Origin of the sequence: Staphylococcus sp. acrmy (assembly GCF_022690565.1) — a bacterium.
Classification (GTDB): Bacteria; Bacillota; Bacilli; order Staphylococcales; family Staphylococcaceae; genus Staphylococcus; species Staphylococcus caledonicus.
Window position 1 is genome coordinate 116,662 of record NZ_JALCVE010000002.1, and the last position, 13,462, is coordinate 130,123.

A 13,462-nucleotide genomic window follows, 5' to 3' on the forward strand; every position below is an offset into this window, starting at 1 on the left:
CTCTTTTGTACGCTCTTTTATTTTATCACTTTAAATAAAATTAATCTACTATAAAATTTTTATACAAATTATTTTGATTTACGTCAAAATTTGAGGATTGATATCTATTTTTAAAGATAATTTATCTTTCATATACGCTTCGTGGTAAACTTCATCTAAATACTGTAATGCTTTTAGCAATTCAGGTTCTCTTTTATATTTAACTAAAATTTGAAAACGGTGTTCATTATTAATTCTTGCTATAGCCGCTGGAGAAGGGCCTAAAACAAGTGCTTTATCAGTTAAATGTTGTAACAAGACTTGATGAATATGCTTAGATGCTTCCATTACTTTCTTCATATTTTTATGAGATATCGTAAAATTCACAAGGAAATAATACGGTGGATATTTGCCTAATTTTCTAAAATCCATTTCTTTACGATAAAAAGTTAAGTAATCATTTTTTTGAACATCTTCAATCGCATAGTGCTCAGGATTATAGGTTTGAATAATAACCTTCCCGGGTTTCTCATATCGTCCTGCACGACCAGAGACTTGGGTTAACAATTGATACGTTCTTTCACTTGCTCGAAAATCAGGCAAATTTAACATGGTATCAGCGTTTAATACGCCAACCAAAGTAATGTTTGGATAATCTAAACCTTTGGCAATCATTTGCGTGCCTAAAAGTATATCGCCTTTTCCTTGTTCAAAGTCAGTAAGTAATTTTTCATGAGCACCTTTTCTAGAAGTAGTATCTACGTCCATACGAATAATACGAGCAGTTTCAAATTCTTGTTGTAGGATTTCTTCCACCCGTTGCGTACCAGTCCCTACTTGTCGAATATGCGGGCTTTCGCAATTTGGACATATATTTGGTGGCACTTCTTGATAGCCACAATAGTGACATTTTAATTGATCCGTCGTTTTGTGATAAGTTAATGAGATGTCACAATGAGGACATTGGGGCACATACCCACAGTCTCGACATAGCATAAACGAAGCGTAACCACGGCGATTTAAGAACAGTACAATTTGTTCATTTTTATCAAGTCTTTCTTGAATAGCTTCACGTAATTCATTTGAGAACATTGAACGATTTCCTGCTGTTAATTCTTCTCGCATATCAACAATATCTATTGTAGGTAGAGCTTGTTGATTTACTCTTGTAGGCAATGTTAGCAATTGATATACATCTTTTTCAGCACGTGCGTAAGACTCAAGGCTCGGGGTAGCACTCCCTAAGACTAAAGGACAGTTATGGTATTCACTGCGCCACTGAGCAATTTCTCTTGCGTGATAACGTGGATAGTCTTCTTGCTTATAAGTTGACTCATGTTCTTCATCAATAATGATTATTCCTAAATTTTTAAAAGGGGCAAAAATACTAGATCGCGCCCCTACGCTTACCCGAGCACGCCCATCTCTAATTTTTTGCCATTCATCATAGCGTTCACCATTAGACAAACCTGAATGAAGCACCGCGACATCATCACCAAAGCGACGTTTAAAGCGTAATACCATCTGAGGGGTTAACGCAATTTCAGGTACAAGCATCATCGCCTCTTTACCTAAGTTGAGTACCTCTTCAATGGCTTGCAAGTAGACTTCTGTTTTTCCTGAGCCAGTTACACCGTGTAATAAGAACGTACGCTGTTCTTGACTGTCGATTTTGTCTTTAATTTTTTGAAAAGCAATTTGCTGCTCTGAAGTCAATGTTCGTTTATCTTCACGTTCAAATACACGATTCGCAAATGGATCACGTTCTACTTGGGCGTCATATTTCTCGATAAATCCTTTTTTCACTAACCCATCAATACTTGATTTAGAAAAACCCATCTCTTCTAATTCTTTTAAAAATACTGTTTTATGTTGTTCTTCAGTAAGATAAGCATACACGTCGTATTGTTTCATAGAACGTTCAAGCATGGCTAATACGTCATCTGGGTTACGATCATCTAATATACGCACCGCACGTTGAGTTTTCTTTTTAATATTTTGAGAAAGTAAAGTCACTTCTTTTACACTTTCATTTTTCAGTAACTCATTTAATAAGGGTAAATGATCATTCTCTTGAGCATCTTTATACTTATAATGGCCATTGGTATTAAAATATTTCAGTAATTCTTCATCTATATCATTATGCTTTACGACTTCAAATACTTTAGTATATTTAGCTTTAAGTGCACTTGGCAACATAGCTTCGAGTACAGAAATACTCTTAGAAACATGGGAATGACTTAACCATTCACTCAATTGAATTAATTCTATTGTTAATTCTGGTCGAATATCTTGAACTTCTTTAATAGCTTTTAACTTGTCAAGATTGATATCTTCACTTGGATGTTCCTCAATATTCATTACATAGCCTTGTATTGTACGCGCTCCAAATGGCACGACGACTCTAACACCTACTTGAACAAAGTCTTCTAAGGCTTTAGGTATAAGATAATCAAATTTAAAGTCGACACTCTTTGAAGGTATATCTACAATTACCTTTGCAATCATTATTGCCACCTAGTTTCTAATTCATCTAAAATTTGTTGTGCAAGTTGTACTTTTTTCCCTTTCTTAATATTAATCATTTCTTTCGTTTTAAAATGCATTGTTAGTTCATTGTCATCTGATTTAAAGCCTATTGATTGATCTCCAACATTATTTGAAATAATGACGTCTGCGTTTTTACGCTTCAATTTGTCTTGGGCATATTTTTCAATATTTTGTGTTTCAGCAGCAAAGCCTACCAAATACTGGTGGGTTTTATGTTCTCCTAAGTATTTTAAGATATCTTTTGTACGTTTAAAGTTAACAACTAAATCTCCGTCTTGCTTTTTCATTTTATGGTCAAGGACATCTGCTGGTGTATAATCTGAGACCGCTGCAGCTTTAACAACGATATCTTGTTGTTCATAACGTTGTGTCACAGCTTGAAACATTTCTTCAGCACTTTCAATATGCACCATTTCTACTCCCGCTGCATCTTCTAATTGAGTCGGTCCTGTTACTAGTGTGACATGCGCGCCTCTATCTCTTAGTGCTTGAGCTATCGCAAAGCCCATTTTTCCAGAAGAACGATTCGAAACAAAGCGCACTGGATCGATGACTTCAATAGTCGGACCAGCAGTCACTAAAGCATGTTTACCATTAAATGTGCTTTGTGGTAATGATTTAGTTTCATTAAAAAAGTGATTAATTATAGTTAAAATTTGGAACGGTTCTTCCATACGTCCTTTTGCTACATACCCACATGCTAGGAAACCATCACCAGGTTCAATAAAGTGATAACCATCTTCTTTTAACACTTCCATATTATATTGGGTTCTTTTATTCTCATACATATGTACATTCATTGCTGGCGCTATAAACTTTGGTGTTTCAGTAGCAAGAAGTGTTGAAGTTACCATGTCATCTGCTAATCCATGACTTAACTTAGCAATGATATTGGCTGTAGCTGGTGCAACAATAATGGCATCCGCCCAATCGCCAAGTGCCACGTGCTGAATTTCTTGAGGGCGCTCTTCTTTAAAAGTGCTAGTGTAAACTGCATTTCTACTGATTGCTTGAAAAGCTAGTGGCGTGACAAATTCTTGAGCGTGATCAGTTAACATCACTCTCACATCATAACCTGCTTGCGTTAACTTACTCGTTAAATCAATGGCTTTATAGGCTGCAATCCCGCCTGTTACCGCTAGTAGAATATGTTTCATAACCGTGTTTCTCCCTTTACTTTTCGATGATTATAGATAATTTAACATTAAATTTATTATACACAAATTATTTAACTAATTAAAAACACACACCTTATCTATGATTACAATAAGGTGTGTATTAAATCGTCTATGAGTCAACCACTACTACGTTAAATATCTCAGATATACTAATTAAGCGTGATGTCTATAGTACTTGTATTCTATATTATTTTAAGCAATATTGTGTATGACGAATATTAAGCTTTTGCTTGAAATTCTTCAGGAACTACTGGAGTGATTTTACCGCTAGCAATTTCTTCTAACGCTTCACCCACTGGTTTAGCTGAATGATAACCGTTTAATAAAGCACTTTCTGGCTTTTCATCTAATTCACGTGCACGTTTAGCTGCAGTTGTAGCAATTAGATATTTTGAATTGATTTGTGATTGTAACTGGTTTAAAGGTGGGTTTAACATTATTTTTTAGCCTCCAATAACATTTTTCTATATATAGCTTCTACACGTTCTCTTTTTAAATGCTCTGCTTCAACAATGGATTGAATACGTTCTTTAGCTAAATGAACCTCGTCATTTACAACGACATAATCGTATAGGTTCATCATTTCTACTTCTTTACGTGCTTCATTCACTCTGCTTTGAATCTTTTCATCAGATTCCGTACCTCGTCCAACTAAGCGTTCCTTTAGATGTTCTAAACTAGGTGGCGCGAGAAAGATAAATAAGGCGTCGGGGAATTTCTTTCTTACTTGCTTTGCACCCTCAACTTCTATTTCTAAAAATACATCATGTCCATCAGCCATTGTATCTTTAACATATTGAACAGGTGTACCATAGTAATTTCCCACATACTCAGCGTACTCAATAAATTGATCTTCCTGAATTAGAGCTTCAAACTCTTCTTTTGTCTTAAAAAAGTAATCTACACCATCAATTTCACCTTCACGCATATTACGTGTAGTCATTGAAATAGAGTACTTATATGATGTAGTTGGATCATCAAATATTTCTTTGCGTACAGTTCCCTTACCTACTCCAGAAGGACCTGAAAGAACAATTAGTAATCCTTTTTCATTATCCATGCCTTACGACCTCTCTAAGCTATTCTTCTATTATTTAAATATAATATCACATTGTCGTTTGAATTGTATAGAGTGAGCTAGATAAACTTAACTCATGACGCTACTATTTTGCCATGTTACAATATAATGAATGATTAAATTGAAGGTGGAAATTAATTATGGCATATGATGGCTTATTCACGAAAAAAATGGTTGAATCATTACAATTCCTAGTATCTGGAAGAATTCATAAAATCAATCAACCTGAAAATGATACAATCTTGATGGTAATTCGACAACAACGTAAAAATCATACACTTCTATTATCTATTCATCCTAGTTTTTCAAGAATGCATATCACTACAAAAAAATATGATAATCCATTCGATCCACCAATGTTTGCAAGAGTTTTCCGTAAACATTTAGAGGGTGGCATCATCAAAAACATTCGTCAAATTGGTAATGACCGTCATATCGAAATTGATGTTGAAAGTAAAGACGAAATTGGCGATACCATTCATCGTACAGTTATCCTAGAAATCATGGGCAAACATAGTAATTTATTATTAGTTGATGATAACTATAAGATTATTGAAGGTTTTAAACATTTAACGCCAAATACCAATCAATATCGTACTGTCATGCCTGGTTTCAAGTATGAAGCACCTCCGACTCAGAATAAACTTAACCCTTTCGAAGTAAGCGGTGAGGAAGCGCTAAAATATATTGACTTTAATGCAGGTAAGCTTGCTAAACAATTATTAAGTACATTTGAAGGATTCAGTCCTTTAATTACAAACGAAATTGTTGAACGTTACCAATTTATGACATCTGAAACATTACCTAAAGCGTATGATGAAGTAATGGCTCAAACACTTCAAACAGTGGAACCCATTTTCCATAAGAATCACGAGACTGGCAAAGAAGATTTCTACTTTATGAAGTTAGAGCAATTTCAAGATGATATGGTTGAATATGAATCATTACATGAATTATTAGACCGCTATTATGATGCACGTGGAGAACGCGAACGCGTCAAACAGCGTGCCAATGACTTAGTACGTTTCGTGCAACAGCAATCACAAAAATATCAACATAAGTTAAGTAAATTAATTGATGAATATGAAAGTGCGAAGAATAAAGAGACACAACAATTATACGGAGAATTGATTACGGCTAATATTTATCGCATCCAACAGGGAGACGAGTCGGTTACGGCGCTCAACTATTATACTAATGAAGAAGTAACGATTCCTTTAAATCCAACTAAGTCTCCTTCAGTCAATGCGCAATATTATTACAAACAATATAATCGTATGAAAACGCGTGAACGTGAGCTCACTCATCAAATTAAATTAACGCGTGAAAATATTGATTACTTTGCGAATATTGAACAACAACTCGAACATATTACAGTAGATGAAATCGATGATATTCGAGATGAATTAGCCGAACAAGGCTTTATGAAACAACGTAAAAATGTGAAGAAGAAAAAGAATGATAAAATTCAACTTCAAACTTATGTATCTACAGATGGCGATACTATCTTAGTCGGTAAAAATAATAAACAAAATGACTACTTAACTAAGCATAAAGCACAAAAATCTTATCTTTGGTTCCATACTAAAGATATACCGGGCTCTCACGTCGTCATACTCAATGATGCACCAAGCGAACAAACAATTAAAGAAGCTGCAATGTTGGCAGGCTATTTCTCTAAAGCAGGAAATTCCGGCCAAATCCCAGTAGATTATACAGAGATTAAAAATGTGCATAAACCTTCAGGCGCAAAACCTGGATTTGTTACTTATGACAATCAAAAAACTTTATTTGCTACACCCGACTACGATCATATTCAACGTATGAAACAATCATAAAACGAGAAAGGCTATGAAATCTAACTTAACTCTAAAGATTTCATAGCCCTTTTTTTACTTACATGTCGTGAATCTTACTTTTCTGGTAAAGCAAGTTGGAAGCTAACTCCAAACTTATCTTGAATCCAGGCAAATTCACGGAATGGAGGCATAGATGTTTTCGGCATCAAGATAGCCCCTTCTTTTTTCAAGCCACTAAATAATTGTTCCATTTCCATAGCATTATCAACAGTGATATATAATGAAATTGAAGGATTCATAGGTAATTCTTCGCCATTGTCGGCATCGATGGCCATAAAGACTTGACCATTTAATGTAAAGATAGAATGTTGAACAGTACCTGGTGTGCCTGGACCTTCTTCATCATATTTGACCATTGTTAAGATTTCACTATTTTCAAATAGACTTGTATATAAGTTAATAGCTTCTTCAGCTTGATTATTAAACATTAAAAATGTTGTTATTTTAGGTATTTCCACGGTAATCCCCCTATATATGTTTGTTTATTTACTACCTATTCTAAACTAATAACCTTTATTTTGAAAAAATTTAAACATCCTTTAACTGAAATTTATTAAGTTTATTTACATAAAAAGTAGCGTCTTAATTTTTTGACTTATTCGGATTTACAGTTAAAATTAAGTTAAAGTTTAATGGGAGGCTTTCGCTTATGATGCATTTTATTATACCTATCTTAGCAATGCTTATTGTCTTATTTATTGGTTGGATTCTTATTAAAATTTTTATACGTTAAGATTAGAGTATACCAAGTTTAACTATAGATATATTAAAAGTGGTACATGTTCGACTTCTTTTCCATTATTCTGGAAGATTTTGTCGTATATGTACCACTTTTGCATTTAAATTTCACCTTTTTGTCGTAAACTTTCTTTCGCTTTTTTAAAGACATCACTTGTATGTTTAAAGGCATCCATATTCACTTTTGATTCTTTTGAACTCATTTTCTCAATACTTTGATCTATTGAAATAGTTTGTTCAGGCATTTTGAAATTGTCTTTTCTATATAAAAAATCATTAATATGTTTCATTTGAGTATAAAAAGTATTGCGTTCCCGTTCATTGGTCAATGGCATTGTCCCCTTTTAGACATAGCTTATTACAAGTTGTCTCTCCAATCAACTAAAGTCTGAATGTCATCTTCTGAAATTTTGCCTTCTTCACGTGCCACTTCAATTAACTCATTATAGTTACTTAATGTGTAAAAAGGTACATTAATATCTTTAAACATTTGGTCTGCTTTAGCTAAGCCGTAAGTAAAGATAGCTACTACACCTAGTACTTCTGCACCCGCTTCTTGAAGTGCTTCGACTGCAGTTATAGATGAACCTCCTGTTGAAATTAAATCTTCAACAACAACGACTTTTTTACCTTTACTTTGAGCACCTTCAATTTGATTTTGTTTACCATGACTTTTACTTTTAGAGCGTACATAGTTCATCGGTAAATTTAATTTTTCAGAAATGTAAGCAGCATGAGGAATGCCAGCTGTTGCAGTACCTGAAATAATCTCTACATCACCAAATTTATCATTAATAAGTTGACTTAAGCCATCACGAATAGCTCCACGAATTTCAGGATAACCTAATGTCACACGATTATCACAGTATATTGGAGATTTAATACCTGAACTCCATGTATATAAATCATTAGGTGATAATGTCACTGCTTCAATATCTAATAACGATTTTGCAATTGCTTTTGCCATGTTAACCTAACCAACTTTCCTTAATATTTGTATAACTTTCTACTGGATTATCACTTTGCGTGATTGGTCGTCCTACTACGATATGTGTAGCCCCTAATTGTTTAGCATCTTCAGGTGTAGTGATACGTTTTTGATCATCTACAGCTGCCCCTTGTGGTCGAATACCTGGTGTGACTTTTAAAAAGTCTGACCCTAACTCATTCGTTAATAATTTCGCTTCTAATGGTGAACATACTACACCATCTAAACCTGCTTGTTGCGTTAATTTAGCATAATTTAATACCGCTTCTTCAATGGTTGTTTGAATGTTTTGCTCATTGTGTAACATTTCTTCAGTAGTAGATGTTAACTGAGTTACAGCGATAATTTTAGTATGTTTACTATATTTTCTAAGTCCTTTTGCTGCACCTTTCATCATTTCTACTCCGCCTGCAGCATGAACATTCACTAAATCGACGTCTAATTTTCCTAAACCTTCCATCGCTTTTTCAACAGTATTCGGAATATCATGTAATTTAAGGTCTAAAAATATATCATGACCTCGTGCTTTAATTGTTTTAATTAGCTCTGGACCGGCTTGATAGAACAATTCCATTCCAATTTTTACAAATAAAGGCTCATTAAATTGATCGAGAAAAGCGTTAACTTTATCAGCTGACTCAAAGTCTAAACCTATAATTGGTAAATCTCTCATTTAAGTAACTCCTTTGTAGACATGAAATCTAGCATATATAAATATGTAAGGAGGTTACGTCATTAATCATTTAAATTATGCATAAACAATTAATGAACTAACCTTGCCTCACATAAATTTCAACAGTTATCTTACCTATTTCATCTCTATATTACATATTTCTCATTGAAAATGTCATACTCTCTATAACATTTGTTAAAGCACTAGCCGTATCAAGTGAAGTTAAGCAAGGTACACCGTTTTCAACAGTTGTTCGGCGAATTTGGAAACCGTCTCTTTCAACTTCTTTACCTTTAGTCATTGTATTGATAACAATTTGTACTTCTCCATTTTGGATACGAGTTAATAAGTCATTATCTCCGCCAATTTTACCTACTACTTCTACTGGGATATCGTTTTCTTTTAATTTTTCTGCTGTACCTTGTGTAGCTAAAATTTTATAGCCTACTTCATTTAAGTGATGTGCAATTTTCACAATTTCTTCTTTATCTTTATCACTTACTGTCATTAAAACCGTACCGTGATCTTTAACTTCTACACCACTACCTACTAAGCCTTTGTATAAAGCTTTTTCTAATGTAAGGTCTTTACCCATGACTTCACCGGTAGATTTCATTTCAGGTCCAAGTGTCACGTCGACATTTTTCAATTTATTAAAGCTAAAGACAGGTGCTTTAACAAATACGCCTTCTGAATATGGTTGAACACCTTGTTTATATCCTAAGTCGATAAGTTTTGTGCCCATAATCGCTTGCATCGCGAGTTGTGCCATTTGGATGTCCGTAATCTTACTTAAGAATGGTACCGTACGACTTGCACGTGGGTTTACTTCTAATACGTAGACGCCATCATGCGCAATAACAAATTGAATATTGATTAAGCCTACAATGTTAAGTCCTTTAGCTAACTTAATTGTATAATCTTCAAGCGTATCAAGATCTTCTTGGCTAAGTGTTTGTGGTGGATATACTGCAATAGAGTCACCACTATGAACACCTGCACGTTCAATATGTTCCATAATACCTGGAATAATAACTGTTTCACCATCAGAAATGGCATCAACTTCAATTTCTTTACCTGTTAAGTATCTATCAACTAATACAGGGTGTTCTGGACTTGCTTTTACAGCTTGTTCCATATAATTTTCAAGTTCGGCATCGCTATTAACAATTTCCATAGCACGACCGCCTAGCACATATGATGGTCTTACGACTACTGGATAGCCAATTTCACGTGCATTTTCAAGAGCTTCTTTAGGAGATGTAGCCGTTTTACCTTTAGGTTGTGGTACATCAATAGTATGCAATAGTGCTTCAAATTCTTTTCTGTCTTCTGCACGGTTTAAGTCTTCTAATGTAGTACCTAAGATTTGAACACCATGTTTTGCTAATTTATCAGCTAAGTTAATGGCTGTTTGACCACCGAATTGAACAACTACGCCTTTAGGTTGTTCTAAATTAATAATATTCATGACATCTTCTTCAGTTAAAGGTTCAAAGTATAATTTATCTGAAATTGAAAAGTCTGTTGATACAGTTTCAGGGTTATTATTAACGATGATTGCTTCATATCCCGCATTTTGTATAGCCCATACCGCATGGACAGTAGCATAATCGAATTCTACCCCTTGTCCGATTCTAATTGGACCAGATCCAAGTACTAAAATCTTCTCTTTTTCAGTAACAATAGACTCGTTTTCAGTTTCATACGTACCATAATAATATGGTGTTGTAGATTCAAATTCTGCAGCACATGTATCTACCATTTTATATACTGGCTTAATGTCATGTTGTTGACGTAATTGATAAACCTCTTCTTCCGTCATGCCAAAACGATGCGCAATCACTCTATCACTAAAGCCATAATCTTTAGCATATTTAAGATATTCTAAATCACCCGCATGTTCTTTTAATTCATGTTCAATGTTTATGATATTTTGGAATTTGTTTAAGAAGAAATAATCAATTTTTGTCATATTGTGAATTTCTTCTAATGTCGTACCACGACGGATAGCTTCTCCGATAAAGAACAAACGTTCATCATCTTGGTGACTAATACGTTCTTTAATATAATCAATATCGTAACTTTCACCATTTGGTAAGCCTAAATGGTGCACGCCATATTCTAATGAACGTATTGCTTTTAATAACGATTCTTCATACGTACGTCCAATAGCCATGACTTCACCGGTAGCTTTCATTTGCGTACCCAATTCTCGTTCACCTTTTTCAAATTTATCGAATGGGAAACGAGGAATTTTAGAAATAACATAGTCTAGTGTTGGTTCGAAAGCCGCATATGATGTACCCGTGATAGGATTGAGCATTTCATCAAGTGTTAAGCCGACTGCAATCTTCGCTGCTAATTTAGCAATTGGATAACCTGTTGCTTTAGACGCTAATGCTGATGAGCGTGATACACGTGGGTTAACTTCGATAATATAGTAGTTAAGTGAATGAGGATCTAATGCTAATTGCACGTTACATCCACCTTCGATACCTAATGCTCTAATTACTTTAAGTGAAACATCACGTAACATTTGATATTCGACATCTGATAATGTTTGGCTCGGTGCAACTACAATTGAGTCACCCGTATGAATACCTACTGGGTCAATATTTTCCATGTTACATACTACAATGGCATTATCATTTTTATCACGCATTACTTCATATTCAATTTCTTTAAAGCCGGCGATAGATTTTTCAATTAAACATTGAGTAGCTGGGCTATAATGTAAACCATTGCTAACCACTTCTTTTAATTCTTCGTCATTATGACAGATACCGCCGCCAGTACCTCCCATAGTAAACGCTGGTCTTACAATTAAAGGATAGCCCACTTGTTCTTTAAATTTAAAAGCTTGCTCAACTGTATTTACGATATCACTCTCTGGTACAGGCACATTTAAATCATTCATTAATGTTCTGAACAACTCTCTATCCTCAGCTTGTTGGATTGACTCTAGTTCTGTTCCAAGTAATTTAACGTTGTTTGCTTTTAACACACCACTATCATGTAATTGAATAGCCATGTTTAAACCTGTTTGGCCACCTAAAGTAGGTAGTAATGCATCTGGTTGTTCTTTACGAATAATGCGTGCAATAAAGTCATGAGTTAACGGTTCGATATAAACTTTATCGGCAATTTCTTTATCTGTCATGATTGTCGCAGGGTTTGAATTCACTAAGATAACACGATAGCCTTCTTCTTTAAGAGCTAAACACGCTTGTGTCCCAGCGTAGTCGAATTCTGCAGCTTGTCCAATAATGATTGGACCTGAACCAATTACTAAGATTGTTTGAATATCGTCACGTTTAGGCATTGATTGTATGCTCCTTTTCTTTAAAATCTTTCATCATAGTTAAGAACTCATCGAATAAATAGTTTGAATCACTTGGGCCTGGTCTTGCTTCAGGGTGATATTGTACTGAGAATGCTGGTAATTTTTTATGTCTTAAACCTTCTACAGTGCCATCGTTTAAAGCAATATGTGTAATTTCTAAATCTGTATCTGCTAGTGAATCTTTATCAATCGCATAGCCATGGTTTTGACTAGTGATGTCAACTTTACCAGTACGTAAATCTTTAACTGGATGATTTGCACCGCGGTGTCCGAATTTCATTTTAAATGATGTAGCACCTTGAGATAGTGCGAATAATTGGTGGCCTAAACAAATACCGAAGAAAGGAATTTTACCTAAGATACCGTTAATCATATCTAAAGCTACTTTAACTTCATCAGGATCTCCAGGGCCATTTGATAACATTACACCGTCTGGAGATAATGCTAGAATTTGTTCTGCAGTAGTATCGTAAGGCATCACTGTTACATTACATCCTCTTAGATTTAACTCACGTACGATGTTTTGCTTTTTACCGAAATCTAATAATACGACACTTAAATCTGAACCTGTAGATACGTAAGGTGTTTTAGTTGATACTGTAGTAACTTCATCACGAGGTAATTCCACAGTTTTCAATTTAGCTGCTAACTGTTCGATTTCTTCTTTATTATCTGTGAATCCAGCTTTTAAAACACCATGTTCTCTGATTTTACGTGTAATGCTACGTGTATCTACACCTGAAATACCAGGAACATTATATTGTACAAGTACTTCATGTAATGTTTTTTGCTTTCTGAAGTTACTTGGATGCGTGCTAGCTTCTTTAACGACTACACCATTTAGTGTTGGTGTAAGTGTTTCAAAGTCGTCTCTGTTAATCCCATAGTTTCCGATTAAAGGATAAGTGAATGTAATAATTTGACCAGTGTATGAAGGGTCTGAAATTGTTTCTTGATAACCTGTCATTGCAGTATTAAATACGATTTCGCCTACAGATAAATCGTCTGAACCTAATTTATATCCTTCATAATATGTTCCATCTTCTAATACAAGATAACGTCGTTCGAACATT

Annotated in this window: 11 protein-coding genes; 1 reads left to right on the forward strand and 10 read right to left on the reverse strand. The window is 34.5% G+C overall.

Annotated features, from left to right (window positions below):
- Positions 1-78 precede the first annotated feature (78 nt).
- The 4 genes from priA to gmk form a co-directional block, all read right to left on the reverse strand.
- Positions 79-2,487, reverse strand: a complete 2,409-nt coding sequence (gene priA / locus FH144_RS02330) for a primosomal protein N' (protein WP_242313503.1) — start codon at positions 2,485-2,487, stop codon at positions 79-81.
- Entirely contained in the window at positions 2,487-3,686 is a 1,200-nt protein-coding gene (gene coaBC, locus FH144_RS02335) for a bifunctional phosphopantothenoylcysteine decarboxylase/phosphopantothenate--cysteine ligase CoaBC (RefSeq protein ID WP_242313504.1), read from the reverse strand. Before coaBC ends, priA begins: the two co-directional genes overlap by 1 nt.
- Before the next feature lie 239 nt (positions 3,687-3,925).
- The gene (rpoZ, locus tag FH144_RS02340; protein ID WP_242313505.1) at positions 3,926-4,144 is read right to left on the reverse strand and encodes a DNA-directed RNA polymerase subunit omega; all 219 of its coding nucleotides are present in this window, start codon (positions 4,142-4,144) and stop codon (positions 3,926-3,928) included.
- A complete protein-coding gene (gene gmk / locus FH144_RS02345) occupies positions 4,144-4,767 on the reverse strand; it encodes a guanylate kinase (RefSeq protein WP_242313506.1) in 624 nt (207 codons plus the stop codon). The genes rpoZ and gmk overlap by 1 nt, the downstream gene beginning before the upstream one ends.
- A 158-nt stretch (positions 4,768-4,925) precedes the next feature.
- Between gmk and FH144_RS02350 the strand changes: the two genes are divergently transcribed.
- Positions 4,926-6,623: an Rqc2 family fibronectin-binding protein gene (locus FH144_RS02350; protein WP_242313507.1), complete on the forward strand. Its 1,698-nt coding sequence runs from the start codon at positions 4,926-4,928 to the stop codon at positions 6,621-6,623.
- 74 nt (positions 6,624-6,697) lie between these two features.
- Here the strand turns inward: FH144_RS02350 and FH144_RS02355 are convergent, their stop codons facing one another.
- The 6 genes from FH144_RS02355 to FH144_RS02380 all read right to left on the reverse strand — a co-directional run bounded on the left by FH144_RS02355 (position 6,698) and on the right by FH144_RS02380 (position 13,461).
- Positions 6,698-7,102, reverse strand: a complete 405-nt coding sequence (locus tag FH144_RS02355) for a VOC family protein (RefSeq protein WP_242313508.1) — start codon at positions 7,100-7,102, stop codon at positions 6,698-6,700.
- Between the two features lie 381 nt (positions 7,103-7,483).
- Positions 7,484-7,711, reverse strand: coding sequence for a hypothetical protein (locus FH144_RS02360; protein ID WP_232806063.1), 228 nt, complete (start codon positions 7,709-7,711; stop codon positions 7,484-7,486).
- Positions 7,712-7,740: 29 nt separating this feature from the next.
- The gene (pyrE, locus tag FH144_RS02365; protein ID WP_242313509.1) at positions 7,741-8,349 is read right to left on the reverse strand and encodes an orotate phosphoribosyltransferase; all 609 of its coding nucleotides are present in this window, start codon (positions 8,347-8,349) and stop codon (positions 7,741-7,743) included.
- A gap of 1 nt (position 8,350) precedes the next feature.
- Positions 8,351-9,043, reverse strand: coding sequence for an orotidine-5'-phosphate decarboxylase (pyrF, locus tag FH144_RS02370; protein WP_242313510.1), 693 nt, complete (start codon positions 9,041-9,043; stop codon positions 8,351-8,353).
- A 151-nt stretch (positions 9,044-9,194) separates the two neighbouring features.
- The gene (gene carB / locus FH144_RS02375) at positions 9,195-12,368 is read right to left on the reverse strand and encodes a carbamoyl-phosphate synthase large subunit (RefSeq protein ID WP_242313511.1); all 3,174 of its coding nucleotides are present in this window, start codon (positions 12,366-12,368) and stop codon (positions 9,195-9,197) included.
- Positions 12,361-13,461, reverse strand: a complete 1,101-nt coding sequence (locus FH144_RS02380) for a carbamoyl phosphate synthase small subunit (protein WP_107507880.1) — start codon at positions 13,459-13,461, stop codon at positions 12,361-12,363. The genes carB and FH144_RS02380 overlap by 8 nt, the downstream gene beginning before the upstream one ends.
- Position 13,462: the final 1 nt, after the last annotated feature.

What these genes read in the sequence shown, in the direction of transcription:
- priA (WP_242313503.1), bottom strand. Translation starts at nt 2,487, where the DNA reads ATGATTGCAAAGGTAATTGTAGATATACCTTCAAAGAGTGTCGACTTT.
- coaBC (WP_242313504.1), bottom strand. Translation starts at nt 3,686, where the DNA reads ATGAAACATATTCTACTAGCGGTAACAGGCGGGATTGCAGCCTATAAA.
- rpoZ (WP_242313505.1), bottom strand. Translation starts at nt 4,144, where the DNA reads ATGTTAAACCCACCTTTAAACCAGTTACAATCACAAATCAATTCAAAA.
- gmk (WP_242313506.1), bottom strand. Translation starts at nt 4,767, where the DNA reads ATGGATAATGAAAAAGGATTACTAATTGTTCTTTCAGGTCCTTCTGGA.
- FH144_RS02350 (WP_242313507.1), top strand. Translation starts at nt 4,926, where the DNA reads ATGGCATATGATGGCTTATTCACGAAAAAAATGGTTGAATCATTACAA.
- pyrE (WP_242313509.1), bottom strand. Translation starts at nt 8,349, where the DNA reads ATGGCAAAAGCAATTGCAAAATCGTTATTAGATATTGAAGCAGTGACA.
- pyrF (WP_242313510.1), bottom strand. Translation starts at nt 9,043, where the DNA reads ATGAGAGATTTACCAATTATAGGTTTAGACTTTGAGTCAGCTGATAAA.
- carB (WP_242313511.1), bottom strand. Translation starts at nt 12,368, where the DNA reads ATGCCTAAACGTGACGATATTCAAACAATCTTAGTAATTGGTTCAGGT.
- FH144_RS02380 (WP_107507880.1), bottom strand. Translation starts at nt 13,461, where the DNA reads ATGTTCGAACGACGTTATCTTGTATTAGAAGATGGAACATATTATGAA.